Annotated in this window: 18 protein-coding genes and 1 pseudogene; 8 read left to right on the forward strand and 11 right to left on the reverse strand. The window is 67.1% G+C overall.

Features of this window, described 5'->3' with window-relative positions; translation table 11 throughout:
* Positions 1 to 241 (forward strand): annotated as a pseudogene (locus AC13GI_RS13415) (IS110 family transposase); the annotation flags it as partial.
* A 68-nt stretch (positions 242 to 309) separates the two neighbouring features.
* On the opposite strand, the gene dcp reads toward AC13GI_RS13415, so the two are convergent.
* The 3 genes from dcp to arfB all read right to left on the reverse strand — a co-directional run bounded on the left by dcp (position 310) and on the right by arfB (position 3,616).
* Positions 310 to 2,466: a peptidyl-dipeptidase Dcp gene (gene dcp, locus AC13GI_RS13420; RefSeq protein ID WP_482996553.1), complete on the reverse strand. Its 2,157-nt coding sequence runs from the start codon at positions 2,464 to 2,466 to the stop codon at positions 310 to 312.
* Positions 2,467 to 2,577: 111 nt separating this feature from the next.
* Positions 2,578 to 3,180, reverse strand: coding sequence for a lysophospholipid acyltransferase family protein (locus AC13GI_RS13425; RefSeq protein WP_099819569.1), 603 nt, complete (start codon positions 3,178 to 3,180; stop codon positions 2,578 to 2,580).
* 4 nt (positions 3,181 to 3,184) lie between these two features.
* The gene (arfB, locus tag AC13GI_RS13430; RefSeq protein ID WP_089241560.1) at positions 3,185 to 3,616 is read right to left on the reverse strand and encodes an alternative ribosome rescue aminoacyl-tRNA hydrolase ArfB; all 432 of its coding nucleotides are present in this window, start codon (positions 3,614 to 3,616) and stop codon (positions 3,185 to 3,187) included.
* 134 nt (positions 3,617 to 3,750) lie between these two features.
* On the opposite strand from arfB, the gene AC13GI_RS13435 reads away from it, so the two are divergent.
* On the forward strand, positions 3,751 to 4,269 hold the full coding sequence (locus tag AC13GI_RS13435; RefSeq protein WP_099819568.1) for a DUF2059 domain-containing protein: 519 nt from the start codon (positions 3,751 to 3,753) through the stop codon (positions 4,267 to 4,269).
* A gap of 106 nt (positions 4,270 to 4,375) precedes the next feature.
* On the opposite strand, the gene AC13GI_RS13440 is transcribed toward AC13GI_RS13435, so the two are convergent.
* Both AC13GI_RS13440 and AC13GI_RS13445 read right to left on the reverse strand, forming a co-directional pair.
* A complete protein-coding gene (locus AC13GI_RS13440) occupies positions 4,376 to 5,116 on the reverse strand; it encodes a pseudouridine synthase (protein ID WP_099819567.1) in 741 nt (246 codons plus the stop codon).
* Between the two features lie 107 nt (positions 5,117 to 5,223).
* Positions 5,224 to 5,805: an O-methyltransferase gene (locus AC13GI_RS13445; protein WP_099819685.1), complete on the reverse strand. Its 582-nt coding sequence runs from the start codon at positions 5,803 to 5,805 to the stop codon at positions 5,224 to 5,226.
* A gap of 308 nt (positions 5,806 to 6,113) precedes the next feature.
* Here AC13GI_RS13445 and AC13GI_RS13450 point away from each other — a divergent pair, with 308 nt between their 5' ends.
* From AC13GI_RS13450 to AC13GI_RS13465, 4 genes are read left to right on the forward strand one after another with little or no spacing between them, the layout of a single operon-like run.
* Positions 6,114 to 6,725, forward strand: a complete 612-nt coding sequence (locus AC13GI_RS13450) for a PIG-L deacetylase family protein (RefSeq protein WP_099819684.1) — start codon at positions 6,114 to 6,116, stop codon at positions 6,723 to 6,725.
* Entirely contained in the window at positions 6,725 to 7,864 is a 1,140-nt protein-coding gene (locus AC13GI_RS13455; protein WP_482996554.1) for a glycosyltransferase family 2 protein, read from the forward strand. Before AC13GI_RS13450 ends, AC13GI_RS13455 begins: the two co-directional genes overlap by 1 nt.
* Positions 7,851 to 8,456 carry an LbetaH domain-containing protein gene (locus AC13GI_RS13460; RefSeq protein WP_099819565.1) on the forward strand — a complete coding sequence of 202 codons (606 nt, stop codon included), beginning with the start codon at positions 7,851 to 7,853 and terminating at the stop codon, positions 8,454 to 8,456. Before AC13GI_RS13455 ends, AC13GI_RS13460 begins: the two co-directional genes overlap by 14 nt.
* Before the next feature lie 5 nt (positions 8,457 to 8,461).
* A complete protein-coding gene (locus AC13GI_RS13465) occupies positions 8,462 to 9,247 on the forward strand; it encodes a YaiO family outer membrane beta-barrel protein (RefSeq protein ID WP_482996555.1) in 786 nt (261 codons plus the stop codon).
* Positions 9,248 to 9,297: 50 nt separating this feature from the next.
* Here AC13GI_RS13465 and ubiB read toward each other — a convergent pair whose 3' ends face one another.
* Both ubiB and AC13GI_RS13475 read right to left on the reverse strand, forming a co-directional pair.
* Complete coding sequence (gene ubiB / locus AC13GI_RS13470) at positions 9,298 to 10,953, reverse strand: ubiquinone biosynthesis regulatory protein kinase UbiB (protein ID WP_482996556.1); 1,656 nt, start codon at positions 10,951 to 10,953, stop codon at positions 9,298 to 9,300.
* A complete protein-coding gene (locus AC13GI_RS13475) occupies positions 10,950 to 11,585 on the reverse strand; it encodes a ubiquinone biosynthesis accessory factor UbiJ (protein ID WP_099819562.1) in 636 nt (211 codons plus the stop codon). The genes ubiB and AC13GI_RS13475 overlap by 4 nt, the downstream gene beginning before the upstream one ends.
* 403 nt (positions 11,586 to 11,988) lie before the next feature.
* Here AC13GI_RS13475 and ddlA point away from each other — a divergent pair, with 403 nt between their 5' ends.
* Positions 11,989 to 13,086 carry a D-alanine--D-alanine ligase gene (gene ddlA / locus AC13GI_RS13480; protein ID WP_482996557.1) on the forward strand — a complete coding sequence of 366 codons (1,098 nt, stop codon included), beginning with the start codon at positions 11,989 to 11,991 and terminating at the stop codon, positions 13,084 to 13,086.
* Between the two features lie 86 nt (positions 13,087 to 13,172).
* Here ddlA and AC13GI_RS13485 read toward each other — a convergent pair whose 3' ends face one another.
* The 3 genes from AC13GI_RS13485 to oleC all read right to left on the reverse strand — a co-directional run bounded on the left by AC13GI_RS13485 (position 13,173) and on the right by oleC (position 16,091).
* Positions 13,173 to 13,328 (reverse strand): DUF1328 domain-containing protein, encoded by a 156-nt coding sequence (locus AC13GI_RS13485; protein ID WP_025875842.1) that lies wholly within the window; start codon positions 13,326 to 13,328, stop codon positions 13,173 to 13,175.
* Between the two features lie 121 nt (positions 13,329 to 13,449).
* Complete coding sequence (oleD, locus tag AC13GI_RS13490; protein ID WP_482996558.1) at positions 13,450 to 14,436, reverse strand: 2-alkyl-3-oxoalkanoate reductase; 987 nt, start codon at positions 14,434 to 14,436, stop codon at positions 13,450 to 13,452.
* Positions 14,433 to 16,091, reverse strand: a complete 1,659-nt coding sequence (oleC, locus tag AC13GI_RS13495) for an olefin beta-lactone synthetase (protein ID WP_176019323.1) — start codon at positions 16,089 to 16,091, stop codon at positions 14,433 to 14,435. Before oleC ends, oleD begins: the two co-directional genes overlap by 4 nt.
* A gap of 102 nt (positions 16,092 to 16,193) precedes the next feature.
* On the opposite strand from oleC, the gene AC13GI_RS13500 reads away from it, so the two are divergent.
* On the forward strand, positions 16,194 to 16,619 hold the full coding sequence (locus tag AC13GI_RS13500) for a YkgJ family cysteine cluster protein (protein WP_004135417.1): 426 nt from the start codon (positions 16,194 to 16,196) through the stop codon (positions 16,617 to 16,619).
* A gap of 76 nt (positions 16,620 to 16,695) precedes the next feature.
* Here AC13GI_RS13500 and AC13GI_RS13505 read toward each other — a convergent pair whose 3' ends face one another.
* Positions 16,696 to 17,586 carry an alpha/beta fold hydrolase gene (locus AC13GI_RS13505; protein WP_099819558.1) on the reverse strand — a complete coding sequence of 297 codons (891 nt, stop codon included), beginning with the start codon at positions 17,584 to 17,586 and terminating at the stop codon, positions 16,696 to 16,698.
* Positions 17,587 to 17,661: the final 75 nt, after the last annotated feature.

The following is a 17,661-nucleotide window of genomic DNA, read 5'->3' on the forward strand; positions in this document are numbered from 1 at the left end:
GTCCAAGCGTGGCAACGCCAGCCTGCGCCAGATCCTCTACATGGCTGCCATGGGCCTGACCCGATCGAAAGGCGGCAAACCCCTTTACACGGCCATCCGCGAACGCGGCCACAGCAGTACCGCCAGCTTCAACATCCTGGCCAGAAAGCTGGCCAAGATCGCCTGGGGCGTCTTCAAGAGCGGTCGGGACTTTGATCCAGCCATGCTGAAAGTGGGTCAAGCCTGCTTCCAGCAGGCTTGACCACAAACATAGGATCTCGGCTCTACAGAAAGAAAAACGGCGGGGTTTCCCCCGCCGTTTTCTGTTGCTTACTTCAGGCCGCGGAACTTCAGCAGCGGTTCCACCGACGGGTCCTTGCCGCGGAAATCGCGGTACAGGGTCGACAGCTCCACGCTGTTGCCGCGCGAGAGGATCTTGTCGCGGAATTCCTGGCCGTTGGCGGCGGTCAGGCCACCGTGTTCGGTGAACCACTGGTAGGCGTCATGGTCCAGCACTTCCGCCCAGAAGTAGGCGTAGTAGCCGGCCGAGTAACCGCCACCCCAGATGTGGTCGAAGTAGGTGGTGCGGTAACGCGGCGGCACCTGCGGCAGGTCGACCTTGAACTTCTTCAGTGCGCTGGCTTCGAAGGCGCCGACATCCTGCAGCGGCGCATCGGCCTTCTGCGTGTGCCAGGCCAGGTCGAGCAGTGCGGCCGACAGGTACTCGGTGGTCGCATAGCCCTGGTTGAAGCTGCGCGCCTTGAGGATCTTGTCGACCAGTTCCTGCGGCATCGCTTCGCCGGTCTTGTAGTGCTTGGCGTAGTTGGCGAACACCTTCGGGTCCAGCGCCCAGTGTTCGTTGAACTGCGACGGGAACTCGACGAAATCGCGCGAGGTGGCGGTGCCAGCGATCGACGGATACTTCACGTTCGAGAACATGCCGTGCAGTGCATGGCCGAACTCATGGAACATCGTGGTGACGTCGTCGAAGCTGATCAGCGCAGGCTGGCCAGCGGCCGGCTTGGTGAAGTTGCAGACGTTGTAGACCACCGGCTTGGCACCGGTCAGGCCGTCCTGTTCGACGAACACGTCCATCCAGGCGCCGCCGGACTTGCTGTCACGCTTGAAGTAGTCGGTGTAGAACAGGGCCAGCGAAGTGCCGTCCTTGTCGAACACTTCGTACACCTTCATGTCCGGGTTGTAGGTCGGAATGTCGGTGCGCGGCTTGAAGGTGATGCCGTACAGCTGGGTGGCGGCGTAGAAGACGCCGTTCTGCAGCACGTTGTCCAGTTCGAAGTACGGCTTGATCTGCGACTCGTCCAGATCGTACTTGGCCTTGCGCACCTGCTCGGCGTAGAAATCCCAATCCGAGGCGGCCACCTGGAAGCCACCCTTCTGGGCGTTGATCACCTTCTGGATCTCGCCGGCTTCGGCACGCGCCTTGGCAGTGGCGGCAGGCACGGTGTCGGTCAGCAGCTTCAGCGCGGCCGCCGGGGTCTTGGCCATCTGGTCGCCCAGCTGGTAGTCGGCGAAGGTGTCGAAGCCGAGCAGCTTGGCCTTCTGCGCACGCAGCTGGGCCAGGCGCTGCACGGTCTGCCGGGTGTCGTTGGCATCGCCGCGCTCGGCGCGGGTTTCCGAAGCCTTCAGCACGGCGGCGCGCTGGTCGCGGTCGCTCAGCGAGCCGAGCACCGGCTGCTGGGTGGTGTTCTGCAGCGGCAGCAGGAACTTGCCATCCAGCTTGCGGTCCTTGGCAGCGGACGCAGCGTTGTTGATCGCATCTTCGTCCAGGCCGGCCAGCTTGGCCTTGTCGTCCACCACCACCGCGGCAGCGGCGGTTGCAGCCACCAGACGGGTGTGGAACTGGGTGGAGAGCGTGGTCTCTTCCACGTTGAGCTTGCGCAGCGACGCTTTGTCGGCGTCGGACAGCTGTGCACCGGCGCGCACCAGGCCGTCGTAGTAATGCTCGACCAGGCGCTTCTGCACCGGATCCAGGCCCAGCGCCTCGCGCTGGTCGTACAGCGACTTCACGCGCGCGAACAGCTTCGGATCGAGGTTGATCTCATCCTGGTGCGCGGCCAGCTTCGGCGCCACTTCTTCCTGGATCTTCTGGCGGGCATCGTTGGTATCGGCCTGGACCAGGCCGAAGAAGATGCGCGACACGCGGGTCAGGGTCTCGCCGCTGCGCTCCATCGCCACGATGGTGTTGTCGAAGGTGGCCGGCTCGGCGCTGTCGGCGATTTTGCGCACGTCGGCCAGATGCTGGCGCATGCCTTCTTCGAAGGCCGGCAGGTAATCGCTGTCCTTGATCTTGTCGAACGGCGGTGCCTGGAACGGCAGGCTGCTGGCGGTCAGCAGCGGGTTGGTGGAGGCTTCGGCCGGCTGCTGGGCCGGTGCTTTCTGGGCTTCGGACACGGGGGTGGACTCCTTGCCGGAACAGGCCGCCAGCGCCAGGCTGATGGCGGCGGCCAGGACTACGGTACGCGACATGTAAAACGCTCCTTGGGCAGACGGTACGGGATGGCAGCCGTCCACCCTACTCCTGTCACGGGCGCCCGGCATGTGCCGGACGTGGCGTCTGCGCTGCCGGCAGCGGCCGGCTCAGACCGTGCCGCGGGTCTTGCCGATCCACGGCCGGTAGAACTCGCGGATGGCGGCCATGTCGGCGGCGTCATCGCCGGTCGGCGTGAACACCGGACCGATGCCGATGATCTTCTCCGGGTAGTGGAAGTACGCCGCCAGGATCGGCACGTCGGCCATCCGCGCGATCTTCAGGAAACCGGCCTTCCATTCCTTGACGGCCTTGCGGGTCCCTTCCGGGGTGATCGCGAACCACATCTTCTCGTTGTCGCGCAGCAGGTCCACGGCCTGGCCGACGGTGCCCTGCGGCGAGCTGCGGTCCAGCGGGATCACGCCCAGCTTGTGCAGCAGCGGACCCAGCGGCCACCAGAACAGCGAGGCCTTGCCCAGCACCTTCACCTTCATGCCCAGCGCGATCTTCGCCGCCATGCCCCACAGGCCGTCCCAGTTGGACGAATGCGGGGCGATGATGAACACCAGCCTCGGGATGTCCGGCAGGGTGCCGGTGACCTTCCAGCCGCCCATGCGCAGCGTGCAGCGCGCCAGCCAGCGCAGGAAACGGTTGGGTCTGACCTGCGGCATGTTCGGCGGAATGGCCGGCAGCAACGGCGTCGGGTTGTTCAAGCAATCACTCCCAGTCACGTGATGAGCGCCCGCGCTTGATCTGCGCGCGCCCGCGTTTGGCGTCCAGACGACGCAGTTTCGACCCGAAGGTCGGCTTGGTGGCCTTGCGTGGTTTGGGCACGCTCAGCCCGGCCTGGATGAAGGCCGCCAGCCGCTCGCGCGCATCCTCGCGATTGCGATCCTGGGTGCGGAACCGTTGCGCGTCGATGACCAGCACGCCTTCGCCGGTCATGCGCCGGTCGCGCCGCGCCAGCAGGCGCTCGCGCAACGGTTCGGGCAACGAGGGCGAGCCGGCCACGTCGAAACGCAGTTCCACCGCGGTGGAGACCTTGTTGACGTTCTGGCCGCCGGCGCCACTGGCACGCACGAAACGCTCGACGATCTCGCCGTCGGGGATTTCAAGCTGCGCGCTGATGGTGACCGGTCCGTTGCCCATCCGCGCATTGTAGCGGCAGCCGCGTTGCCGTGGCTGCCATCGCGCGCCGTATGCCGCCGATCAGGCACCGAACACGCCGCCTTCGCCTTTGCCGGGGGTATGCTTGCCGTCCCGTGTACTGCAGGACGCTCCGCATGATCCGCTTCGTTCCCTCCGTGTTGCGCCGCGCAACCCTGCTGCTGGTGCTGGCCGCAGCAAGCGCGCCGGTGCTGGCCGCAGCGCCCACCGATGGCGACATCAACCGCCTGCTGTCGGCCTCGCGTGCGCAGAGCATGATCGACACCATGCTGCCGCAGATCGAAGCGATGCAGCAGCAGCAGTTCCAGCAGGTGGCCGCACAGCGCCAGCTCAACGCCCAGCAGCAGGAACAGCTGCAGCGCATCCAGGCGCGTACCAGCCAGACCCTGCGCCAAGCACTGTCGTGGCAGCAGCTGCGGCCGATGTACGTGGACCTGTACAAGAAGACCTTCAGCAAGGAAGACGTGCTGGCCATGGCCGAGTTCTACGAGAGCCCGGCCGGCCAGAGCCTGCTCGACAAGACCCCGGCGCTGATGCAGAACGTGATGGTGGCGATCCAGACGCGCATGCAGCCGCTGTTCGCCGATCTGCAGAAGGATCTGGAAGCGATCGTCAACGAGCCGGAAAAGAAGTGAGGTAGTGCCGGCCGCTGGCCGGCAACCCGGATTTCCGTAGCGCCCGAGCCCATGCTCGGGCGGCGGCGCGCAGCGCCGGGAAGCGCAGCCGAGCGTGGGCTCGGCTCTACAGGTCCTGGCTCCAGCCGAACAGGTCCAGCGCCTTCTGGAACTCACCGTCGACCGGGGCCCGCACGTCCACCGTGCCGCCATCCGGATGCGGGAAGCGCAGCCGCTCGGCATGCAGCAGCATGCGGTGCACCCCCTGCATGCGGAAGTTGCGGTTGTGCCGGCCATCACCATGGCTGGTATCGCCGATCAGGTGGTGAGACAGGTGTTTCAGATGCCGGCGGATCTGCCGGAAGCGCCCCGTCTGCGGCTGGCAGCGCAGCAGCGCGTAGCGCGAACTGGCGAACTCCCCCACCGGCACCGACAGTTCGCCGGCAGCCAGACGCTGGAAATCGGTCACCGCCGGCTTCTTCACCGGCTTGCCCGGACCACCGTCCAGATCATGGTCGACCTGCCAGGCCTCCTCGGCCGGCCAGCCGCGGCAGATCGCCAGATAGTCCTTGCTCACCTCGCCGCCCATCAGCGCCTTGCCCAGCATGCTGGCGGCGTCGCGGTCGAACGCCAGCAGCAGGCAGCCACTGGTGGCGCGATCCAGGCGATGGACCAGGAAGATCGGCCGGCCCAGCTGCTCGCGCAGGCGATCAGCGAGGAAATCATCTTCGCCACGGGCCAGCTTGCTGTCGTGGACCATCAGCCCGGCCGGCTTGTTGACCACCGCCAGGCGTTCGTCCAGGTGCAGCAGCTGCAGGGGCGCGGTTTCAATCTCGACCGCAGCGAGGGTGTCAGGTTCGGTACTCACCGCGCGATTATAAAGGCCTGCCCTCTGTAGAGCCGAGCCCACGCTCGACTGCTCCGCGCGCCCGGCAATAGCGTGCCAACCAAGGTTGGCACCTACCTGTAAAGCAGTCAGGCGTTGCGCAGCGCCAGCAGCTCGCCATTGCCCACCGGCACCAGGCTGGTGGTGAACGCCGCATCGGCAGCCAGCAGGGCGCGCAGGGGTTCCATCTGCTCGGCATGCGAGGTGGCGTTGTCGACCACCAGCAGGCCGCCGGGGCGCAGCACCCGGCGCAGCTGCGGCCACCAGCCTGCGTACTGCCCGCGATCCGAATCCAGGAACAGCAGGTCGATGCAGCCCTCCACCGCCTGCGCCAGCCATTGCCCGGCATCAGCGTGGACCAGGTCGATGCGCTCACCCAATCCACTGCGGGCGAAATTCGCGCGGGCCATCGCCACCTTGTCGGCGGCGAACTCCAGCGTGGTCACCCTGCCATCGATGGCAGCGGCAGCCTCGGCCAGCCACAGCGTGGAATACCCATTGGAGGTGCCGATCTCCAGCACGCGGCGGGCATTGCCGAAACGCACCAGCACCGACAGCAGCTCACCGGTATCGGCGGTGATGTTGAGCATGCGCCGGCCGCGTTCGGTTTCGCACGCATCGTTGTGGCTGCCGAAGCGGGCCAGTTCATCCTTCAGTGCAGCCAGATCCATCGGCTCGATCTCCGCGGTACGGGCAAACGCCGGATGGCGATGCGCCAGCAGCATTCTCGCTGCTTCCAAAGCGCCTGTCCGCATCTGTGCATTGACGTCATCGGCCTCCGTGGAGCCGTTCACCCACTGCCGGCGGCCGATGCCTTGTCTCGCCGCGTTGTTGCACGGCAAGGCCTGGGCCGAGCGTCGACGCGTTTTCGTAATGTTCCTAGGCCCTTTTTCACCTGGCCATTGCGATAGTCCGCGCCCGCTGCAGTGCGTTCAACGCGTCTGCCGCATTTCCCCTGGATTCCCGCAAGGACATGGCCATGGCCCACGACATCCTGGCAATCGGCGCCCATCCCGATGACATCGAACTGGGCTGTGGCGGCAGCCTGGCCAAGCTCGCATTCGCCGGCGCCCGCATCCATGCCCTGGTACTCAGCCGCGGCGGGCGCGGCTGTCACGATGGCGCTGACCGCAGCGACGAATCGCATCGCGCGCTGCGGCAGCTCGGCGTCCGCCAGGTGCTGCAGCATGACTTCCCGGATACCTGTTTCCCGTCCTGCCGCAACGCCATCATCAGCGCGCTGGAGCAGGCCTGCGACGCCATCCGGCCACAGCGCGTCTACACGATGTGCGGCGAAGACCATCACCAGGATCATCGCACCGCCCATGAAGCCTCGATCGTCGCCTGCCGCAGCGTGCCGCAGATCCTGTGCTACGAGAGCCCAAGCACGCTGCCGCAGTTCGTCCCGCAGGTGTTTGAAGACATCAGCGTGCAGCTGGAACTGAAGATCCGCGCACTGCGCGAACACGCCAGCCAGGGTGATCGCCCTTACATGCAGGAAAGTCATCTGCGCTGCCATGCCCAGTTCCGCGGCCAACAGGCGGGTGTCGGCCCCAGCGAAGGCTTCGTGCCGCATCGGCTGGTGCTGTGATGAAAACCCTGCTGTTCGTGGCGATGTGCGTCTTCATCGTCGTGCGTCTGCTGGTCCACGCAACGCGCAGGCCCAGCGGGCAACTGCGCAGCATCGATGCGATCGTGCCGGCCTACAACGAAGCACCGTGCCTGCGACGCTCGCTCACCGACCTGCTGCAGAACCCCTACATCGCGCGGGTGATCTGCGTGAACGACGGCTCCACCGATACCACCGCGCAGGTGCTGGATGCGCTGCAACTGCAGTGGCCTGGTCGCCTGCTTGCCGTGCACCAGGCCAATACCGGCAAGGGCGGTGCGCTGATGCACGGGCTGCAGCATGTGACCACCGCCCAGGTATTCCTGACCGATGCTGACACACGCGTCGATCCACGCAGTACCGGCCTGGGCCACCTGCTGGCGGAAATAGAACGTGGCGCCGACGCGGTGGGTGGCGTGCCATCGTCATGCCTGCAGGGCGCCGGCTTTCTTCCGCACGTGCGGGCCAGCCTGAAGCTGCCGATGATCGTCATCAAGCGCAGCTTCCAGCAGTGGCTGGGCGGTGCGCCGTTCATCGTCTCCGGCTCGTGCGGGCTGTTCCGCACCAGCGTGCTGCGCAAGGTCGGTTTCTCCGACCGCACCCGGGTCGAAGACCTGGACATGTCCTGGTCGCTGGTGGCCCAGGGCTATCGGGTACGGCAGAGCATCCGCTGCGTGGTCTACCCGCAGGAATGCAGCACGTTGCTGGAGGAATGGCGCCGCTGGCGGCGCTGGATCGTCGGCTATGCCGTGTGCATGCGCCTGCATCGGCGGTTGCTGCTGACCCGCTTCGGCCTCTTCAGCATCCTGCCGATGATCCTGCTGGCGCTGCTGGGCATCGCTGCGGGGCTGCAGGTGGCATTCGGCGCCGCTACGGTGCATGGCCCCGCCGGCCTGGTGGTGGCGGTGGTGCCGCTGGTCTGGATCGGCATCGTGATGGCGCTGGGCCTGGTCAGTGCCGTGCACCACCGGCGCGCCTGGCTGGTACCGGCTGCAGCGTTCTCCGTGCTGTATGTGCTGCTGGCCTATGCGGTCTGGCTGATCCATGGACTGAAGGGGCTGTTCACCGGCCGCGAGCCGGAACGCGACAAGCCGACGAGGTATCCGCATGTGGTGGAATGACCTGGAAGCAATGGCCGGCGAACTGGCATCGCTGCAGCCCTGCCTCGATCCACGCGCGGACATATCGCCACAGGCCACGATACGCGGTGCGGTGCGCATCGGCGTCGGCAGCCGCATCTGCGATGGTGCCCATATCCAGGGGCCGGTGTCGATCGGACGCCACTGCCTGATCGGCAACGATGCGCTGCTGCGTGGTCCGCTGCGCATCGGTGACGGCACCCGCATCGGCTTTGCCAGCGAGCTCAAGAACACCGTGGTCGGCCAGCGGGTCAGCATCGGTCCGCAGTGCTTCATCGGCGACAGCCGCATCGACGACCACGCCTATCTGGGTGCCCTCGTGCGCACCAGCAACCACCGCCTGGACGGCGCGTCGATCGCCGTGCATGTCGATGGCCAGGTCATCGACAGCCAGCGCGACAAGCTCGGCGCGTGGGTCGGCGCAGGTGCGGCGCTGGGCGTCGGCGTGATCATCCTGCCCGGTCGCATCGTCGCACCGGGCAGCCAGTTCGGCCCGCGGATCACCGTGGAACGGAACCTGCCGGCGGGCCGCTATCGCCTGCTGCAACACCTGCATTCCCAACCCCTGGAGTAATCACCATGCGATTCATCAATCGTGGCGTACTGCCGTGCGCCCTGCTGCTGGCCGCCGCCAGCGCCCATGCCGGTGTCGACCGTGTTTCCCTGCAACTGGACCACACCGACTACAACGAAGGCTTCGGCAAGCGCGATGTGCAGACAGTGGATGTGGCAGGTCGCACCGGCGCCAGTCGCTGGCACCTGGGCCTGGCCCACGGCGAGCGCGATTACGGCAGCTCGCGCTACAGCGGAAACCGGGTGCAGGGTTCGTTGCACCACGACTGGTCAGACACCGTCACCACGCGTACATCGGTGATGGCGTCCAACGACGATTCGGTCTTCGTCAACCGCCAGATCAACCAGGACATCCTGTGGAAGGTGGCCAGGAAGACCGTCCTGAGCGTAGGTGGCAAGTACGCCGAGTACCACGGCAGCGGCTACGTCAATGGCTGGTCGATCGGTGCCTCCCACTACTTCCCGCGGGTGACGGCATCGGTCAAGCATGAGCGCCATCGCCAGTCCAACGGGCCTGATGGCCATGGCAGCACCGTGTCGCTGCGCCTGAAGGATCGCCAGGGCCATGGCTCGACCCAGCTGTGGCTGGGCAGTGGCACCTCGGGCTATACCGCGGACGCCGACCCGCTGCTGCTGCGCGAGCACGATGCCAAGCGCGTGTTCCTGCGCCGCAGCCAGCCACTGGGAGAGCACCTCGTGCTCGACATCGGACTGGGCAAGAACTGGCACAAGACACGCCTGGACCGCTTCCAGAGCGTGCATACGCAGGTGGGCCTGGGCTACCGCTGGTAATCCAGCCGGCGACGACGGTCCGCTGTCGTCGCCGTTTCAGCAGGCTGCGGTCATCGCCACCAGGCACGCGCCAGCGCGAACACGCCAACGGTACCGGACAACCAGCTCCACGCCGGCACGTCACCCCAGTACCAGCCCGGCGGCTGCAGCACGTACATCAATGCGGCAATCGCCAGCAGACCAACGCCGGTGATCGCCCCGACCGCGCGCTTCTGCAGCCGCTGCAGGCTGGCATCGAGTGCGACCAGATCGCGCGAGCGCATCGCCAGTTCATGGCGACCTTCCACCTGCTGGGTCAGCCAGGCGTGCACCAGGCGCGGCATGTCCGGCGCATGGGTCATGATTTCCGGCAGGCGCTTGCCGATCTCGCGCACCACGCGGCGCGGGCTGTAGCGCTCGCGCAGGATCTTCGCCAGCACCGGCTTGGCCACGGCCCAGATGTCGATCTGCGGATCGAGCTGGCGACCGACGCCTTCGATGTTGAGCAGGGTCTTCTGCAGCAGGATCAACTGCGGCTGCAGGGTCAACTGGTAGCGCTGGGCCACGCGGAACAGCTTCATCAGCACTTCGGCCAGCGAGATCTGCGACAGCGGGCGGGTGAAGTACGGCTCGCACACCGAGCGCACTGCCGCTTCCAGATCATCGATGCGCACGTTGTCGGGCATCCAGCGTGCCTGCACGTGCAGTTCGGCGATACGGCGGTAGTCGCGGTTGAAGATGGCCATGAAATTCTCGGCCAGGTAGTACTGATCTTCCTGCGAGAGCTGGCCCATGATGCCGAAGTCCAGCGCGATGAAGCGCGGGTTGTCGCGGCGCGCCGGATCGATGTCGACCCAGATGTTGCCGGCGTGCGCGTCGGCATGGAAGAAGTTGTCGCGGAACACCTGGGTGTAGAACACCCGCACGCCCTTGGCGGCCAGCGCCTTGCGGTCGATGCCGGCCTTGTCCAGTGCGGCGATGTCATCGGAGGGAATGCCCCATACGCGCTCCAGGGTCAGCGCGCGCTCGGCGGTATGGCTCCAGATCACTTCCGGCACGTACAGGTCGTCGGAGTTCTCCCAGAAGCGGCGCAGCACGCTGGCATTGGCGCCTTCGCGCTGCAGGTCGAGCTCGGCCGCCAGGGTGTTTTCGACTTCGGCCACCACTTCGCGCGGGCGGATCTTGTCGGCCCGCGGATGGGTGCGCTCGACCAGCGTTGCCAGCGAGTTGAGCAGGGCGATGTCGGCGTCGATCTGCTTCTCGATGCCCGGGCGCAGCACCTTGACCACCACCTGGCGGCCATCGGCCAGGGTGGCCGCGTGCACCTGCGCGATCGAGGCCGAGGCCAGCGGTTCGGTGTCGAAACTGGCGAAGGCTTCGCTGACCGGCAGGCCCAGCGCTTCCTCGACGATGCGGCGCGCGGCGTCGCCGTCGAAGGGCTTGACCCGGTCCTGCAGCAGGGTCAGCTCATTGGCCACATCCGGCGGCACCAGATCGCGGCGGGTCGACAGGATCTGCCCGAACTTGACGAAGATCGGCCCCAGATCCTGCAGCGCCAGGCGCAGGCGTGCACCGCGCGACTGTGCGGCGATGTCGGCTGAAGCGCGCGGCACGAACGGCTTGGCCAGGCGCAGCCAGCGCTCGGCCGGCGTGTCCTGCAGCAGGTCGTCGAGACGGTAACGCAGGATCACCCGGCCGATGCGGCTGGCCCGCAGCAGCGCCTTCATGCGGCACCCCGCAGGCGCTGCACGCGTGCGCCGAGGCGCTCGACATCATCGCGCAGTACGTCCACGTCGTCGTGGAAAGCATCCAGTTCAGCACGTGGCACCACGTCGCGCGATTCCTCGGTGATGAATTCAGCGGCACTGTGGGCCAGGTCGATCGCACCCTGGCGAGCGTGCTGCAGGGCACTGCGCAGAGTGTTGGCCACCTGCACGCCGAGCACGTCGCCGAACACACTGACGAACGGCTGCTGCCAGTCCGGATCGAAGCCCTTGGCCAGCTGCTGCAGGCGGCGCGCCAGCTCGGCGTCGCCGGCCACGCGTACGCGGCCCTTGCCGTTGTCAGCACCCTGGCGGGCACGCGCCAGCAGCGGCAGCTGCGCCAGCACACCGGCCAGGCTGCTGCGCACGGCCAGGTCGGCTTCCTGCGCATCCACCGGGCCCACCCGCAGCTGGTTGCCATCGACGCTGATGCGCATCGCCAGCGGCGGTGCGTCCAGGGTCAGGTCGATGTGGCGACCGTCGAGGCTGGCCAGTGCATGGCGGGTATCCGGATCCAGCGCCAGCGCGCGGTTCAGGGCGATCTGCAGCGCGCGGCCAGCGACCGGCTTGAGGGACTTGAGCAGGGAAAGAGCCATGTGTGCATTCTACCTGCGTGGGTGGGGGGCTGGGCCGGGCTGCCGCCCGGCACCCGCAGACGCAACGGCCAGGGCAACCGCAAGGTCAAACGCCGGCGTGCAGTGGGGAGGTGGGGTGGGTCCGGTTGCGGGGGACGCTGCAAGTACGTCCCTGTAAGCTCGGTCGCGCCATCCATGGCGCTCACGCCCCCGCAACCGGACCCACCCCGCCTTCGACAGTTTCCCGTGATCTGTCGGAACGGCGCGGGGTCGGCACGGGGTTGGCACGGGGTCGGATCCCGTTGCCGCGCAACGGGCTCTGACCCCACGCGCGACTGGATTTCTGGTTCATCTGTGCCTCACGCGGAAGGCCGATGAAGGTTCATGCTATGCAGCCACGCAACGCACAGGACATCGCACTTCCATGGCACGGACCCGGGTTGGCATCATCTTCGGTGGCAGGTCTTCCGAACACGAGGTTTCACTGCAGTCGGCGAAGAACATTCTCGATGCGCTGGATCGGGAGCGCTTCGAGCCGGTGCTGGTCGGCATCGACAAGCAGGGCCAGTGGCACCTGAGCCAGCCGGATACTTTCCTGCTCAATGCGGATGATCCGGCGCGGATCGCCCTGCATGCTTCCGGTACCGCGCTGGCGGTGCTGCCCGGTACCGAGCAGGCGCAGCTGCAGCCGACCGATGCGGGCAGCGCGCTGGGGCAGATCGATGTGGTGTTGCCGATCGTGCACGGACCACTGGGCGAGGACGGTGCGCTGCAGGGGCTGCTGCGCATGGTCAACCTGCCCTTCGTCGGCTCGCCGGTGCTGGGTTCGGCGGTGGCCATGGACAAGGACGTGACCAAGCGCCTGCTGCGTGATGCAGGCCTGCAGGTGGCACCGTGGGTGTGCATCCGTCGCCATGAAGCCGATGCGGTCGATGTCGCGGCGCTGATCGAAGTGCTTGGCCTGCCGCTGTTCGTGAAGCCGGCCAACCAGGGCTCATCGGTGGGCGTGAGCAAGGTCAAGGATGCAGCGGGTTTCGCCGCGGCATTGCAGACCGCGCTGCGCTACGACCACAAGGTCCTGGTGGAATCGGCCGTGGCCGGCCGCGAGATCGAATGCGCCGTGCTCGGCAACGAGCGGCCGCAGGCCAGCGTCTGTGGCGAGGTGGTACTGCACGACGAGTTCTATGCCTACGACACCAAGTACATCAACGAAGACGGTGCTGAGGTGGTGGTACCGGCCGCAATCGATGCGGCAACGCAGGCGCGTATCCAGCAGATCGCGTTGCAGGCCTACCAGACGCTGGAGTGCGCCGGCATGGCGCGTGTGGATGTGTTCCTGACCGCCGATGGCCAGATCGTCATCAATGAAGTCAACACGCTACCGGGCTTCACCCGCATCAGCATGTATCCGAAGCTGTGGGGCGCCAGTGGCGTGGACTACACCACGCTGATCACGCGCCTGATCGAGCTGGCGCTGGAACGGCACGAAGCCGATCGCGGATTGCACAGCGCCGTGCGGTAACCGCGCGCTGGTAGTGCCGGCCGCTGGCCGGCAACCCCGCAACTGTCGAGGTTGCCGGGCAACGGCCGGCACTACGGCTCAAGCGGTCATGTGCGCTTGCGGAACATCGAGATCACGGCCAGCACCAGGAACACCACGAACAGGATCCAGGCAATGTTGCTGGCGGCACCGGCAATGCCGGAGAAACCGAGCACGGCGGCGATGATGGCGATGACAAAGAAGATGACGGCGTAATGCAGCATGGTGCTCCTCGCAGGTGGTCGGCCGTGGGTGGCGTTGTGTCCATCCTGCGCATCTGCCGGTGTGCAACCGGTGATGGCGATCTCTGCGCGTAATGAAGGCTTCAGCGCGGTGATGCCGCCGTCATGATGCAGCCTTCAGCCGTCGCAGTCCTTCTTCGATGCTGACCTGCGGCACGTAGCCGAAATCACGACGTGCCGGCTCCATGCTGTACCAGTGCGGCGTGCACAGCTGCTCGGCCAGGAAGCGCGTCAGCGGCGGCTCGCCACGCAGGCGCAGCAGCGGCCACAGCCGCTCGCAGATCGCGCCGATGCGATACGCCGTCTTGAAGCTGATCGCCTTGTCCACGGTCGGTGCCCCCACCGCCTGCAGCAGCTTGTTGACCAGCTCGCGCATCGGCAGCGGCTCGCCATTGGAAATGAAGTACGCCTTGCCGGCGCAGGCCGCGCCCGGTGCCAGCGCCTCGAAGGCGAGGAAATGCGCCAGCGCGGCATTGTCGATGTAGGTGGTGTCGACCTTGTTGTTGCCATCGCCCACCAGGCGCAGGCGGCCAGCGCGTGCACGATCGGCCAGGCGCGGCACCAGCTGCTGGTCGCCCGGGCCCCAGATCAGTCGCGGGCGCAATGCCACGGTCGCCAGCGTGGCGTCGTTGGCCGCCAGCACCCGCTGTTCGGCAATGGCCTTGGTTGCTGCATACGGCGCCTGGAAGTCCTCGCCATAGGGCACGTCGTCCGCACCCAGTCCTTCCACCGGGTGCGTGGCGCGATGGGTCACGCTGGGCGTGGAGGTGTAGACCAGCTTGCCGATGCCATGCGCGCGGCAGGCGGCGATGACGTTGTCGGTGCCGACCACGTTGGCCTGGTGGTAGCTGTCATAGCTGCCCCACGCACCGGCCTTGGCGCCGTTGTGGAACACCGCATCGACGCCGGCCACTGCATGCAGCACCGCCTGCGGGTCGGCCAGGTCGCCGCGGATCTGGCCCACGCCCAGCGCCTGCAGCTCCGGGTAATGGCTGCGGTTGAACGCCAGCACCTGGTGACCACGTTCGACCAGTCCACGGCACAGCGCCTGGCCAAGGAAACCACCACCACCAGTGACCAGGATCTTCATGCGCGCTTCTCCAGTTCGGCGCGTGCCCAGACGGCGAGCTTCTCGCGGCCGATCTTGGCGTTGTGACGGATATCGACGGGGAACGACGGATGCATCAGCACGTGTTGCAGCTTCAGCTCGGGCAGTCGCGCGGCGGCCGTGGCATGCAGCGCCTCGCGCAAGGCAGGGCTGTCGGACTGGCCACGCTGCAGCTCCACGCACAGCACCGGCACCTGCGCACCGGCTGCGCCGACGCCGACCAACGCCGTGCGTGCCACCCCGGGCACGGTGTTGAACACCGGCTCGACCTGTTCGGTGTACAGCGGTCCGTGCGCGGTTTCGACGCGATGGGTCTTGCGGCCACAGAACCACAGCCGCCCCTGCGCATCGAAGTAACCGACATCGCCCATGCGGTGCACGATACGGACACTGCCATCGTCCAGGGTTTCGCTGATCTTCGCCGCCGCCGTCGCCTGCGGGCGGTTGAAGTAGCTGTCGGTGGCGGTCGGCCCGGCCACGGTGATCTCGCCGACCTCGCCCACCGCAAGCACCCGCACCTGTGACCAGTCCGGCAACGGCGCGTCGTCGATGGCGATGATGCGTACCTCGTTCGGTGCGACCACGCTGCCGACGCAGGTGCCGGCACCGCCCTCGGTGGCCGCGCGCGTACGCTCCAGCTCGCGCCCCTCGACCACTGCCACCGGCAGGCACTCGGTGGCGCCATATGGGGTCCAGAACTGCGCGTCGGCCGGCAACAGGCTGCGGATGGTGGCAACCACGTCCGGCGGCACCGGCGCACCGGCCGAGGTCACCCGGGTCACCGTCGGCAGCGGTCGACCATGCTTGGCCAGCACCCGCATCAGCGCAGGCGAGCCGAACAGCTGGGTCACGCCGAAACGCTGGATGGCGTCATGCAGGCGCCCCGGATCGGCCTGGGCCGGCCGGGTCGGGTCCATGTCCGGAATCACAGAGGTCAGGCCCAGCGCGGGATCGAACAACGCGAAGGGCGGGAAGGTCGGCAGGTCCACCCCGCCCGCCTCCATGCCGAAGGCGCTGCCCAGCAGCTGGATCTGGCCGACGAAGTGGCGGTGGCGGTAGACCACGCCCTTGGGCACGCCGGTGGAGCCACTGGTGAACAGGATCGCCGCGGTGTCCTCGCCATCGGTGTCGGCCAGCATCGCACCACGGTTGGCGCCAGCACGCTCCAGCGCGGCCAGGGTGGTACCGCCCCAGCCCAGGCGACGGCCGACGGTGACCAGACGGGTCGCCGAAGGCGCCCAGCGCAGCGCGAGCCGCGCCACGTGGGCCAACGGGATGCCGATGAAGGCCTGCGGCTGCGCCTCGTCCAGGCACTGCTTCAGCGCGCGCTTGTCGATGCCCGGATCGACCAGCACCGGCACCGCGCCCAGCTTGAACAGGGCGAACATCAACAGGAAGAACTCCGGCGACGGCCGCACCATCACCACCGTACGCACCCCGCGGCCGATCCCGTAGCCGGCCAGGCCGGCCGCCATCGCATCGCTGCGGGCGTCCAGCTGGCGGTAATCGAGGGTCACGTCGTAGGCCGCCATGCCGTTGCCGGCGCCGCGTCGGCCGGGGCAGCGGATGGCGATCTGGTCGGGGCGTTCACGCGCCAGCTCGGGCAGCCGCGCGGCGATGTTGCAGGATCGGTTCATCCGTTCATTGTCGCCGCTTACGGAATTTCTTGCGCGACGGCCGCCAGCGTGGAAAATCCGCATCCTCGTCCCTTTCCCGATGCCGCCCGAGGCGGCTTGCCCATGCAACATCCCTGCATGACCTGCGGCGCCTGCTGCACCCAGTACCGCGTGGCCTTCCACTGGATGGAATCGGACGAGGTCACCCCCGGCGGCGTGCCGCACCAGCTCACCGAGGTGCTCGACCCGCATCGCCTGTGCATGCGCGGCACCCATTCCAAGCCGGTGCGCTGCGTAGCGCTGGATGCGCAGATCGGCGTCTATTCGCGCTGCACGATCCATCCCAACCGGCCCAGCGTGTGCCGCGAAGTGGATGCGTCATGGGAATACGGCAAGGCCAGCCCGCAGTGCGACAAGGCGCGCATCGCCTATGGCCTGGATCCGCTGACCCTGGCCGATTGGCGCTGGCGCGACGAAGCAGGCAACGACGACGACCACCCGGACGACAACGGCAACAGCCCCTCGCCGCAGGCCCCGATCGCGGCGTAGTCCGGCGTGCCGACCAACGGTCGGCACCTACCCTCTCCTTCTCCCGGTGGGTGCCGACCGTTGGTCGGCACACCTCTTAGATCGGATTCGCGTCCAGGAACGCGCGGATTTCCGGCACCAGCACTTCATGCTTGTCTTCCAGCACGTAGTGACCGGCATCTTCGAACGCGTGTACCTGCGCCTGCGGCAGTGCGGCCTGGAAGCCCTTCAGGAAGTGGTGGTCGAACACGAAGTCGCACAGGCCCCAGCCGAGGAAGGCCGGGCGATCGGCGAAGGACGGCAGCGCCTTGCCGGCGCGCTCCAGCAGCGACCACGCCTTGTCGGCCGGCGACAGCGGGATGTCCTGCATGAAGCGGATGGTGCTGATGCGGTTGGCGTAGCTGTTGTACGGCGACACATAGGCGCGGCGCACGTCGGCCGGCATCTTCCGCTCCACGCCCAGCCACGACGCGCCGGAGGAGAACGCATTGAAGGTGCGGATGATCCACTCGCCGATCTTCCAGTGCCGCCCCAGCGCGATCTGCCACGGCATCTTCTTCGCCGCCGGCATCGGGAACGCGGCAGTGTTGAGCACCACCAGGCGCTTGACCTGATCGTGGTGCGACAGCGCCCAGCCGAAGCCGATCATGCCACCCCAGTCGTGCACGGCCAGGGTCACCGGGCCGGTGATGCCCAGATGCTTCAGCAGCGCATCCAGATCATCCACGCGCGACTGCAGCGTGTACTCGTAGCGGCTGTCGTCGGGCTTGTCCGACAGGCCCATGCCGATATGGTCCGGCACGATGCAGCGGTACCGGTCCGACAGGCCGGCCACCAGCGTGCGCCAGTAATAGCTCCACGACGGGTTGCCGTGCACCATCACCACCACCTCGCCGTCGCACGGGCCTTCGTCGAGATAGTTCATCGACAGGCCGGGGCGGACCTCGAAGCGCTGCGGGTGGGCGGGGTAACCGGGAAGATCGCGCATGCGGAGCACCTTGGAAGAATCGCGGCGCAGTGTAGAGCCGAGCCGATGCTCGGCTGCTCTCCGGTCAGGCCGCGG

Source organism: Stenotrophomonas sp. 82F1, from assembly GCF_056861525.1.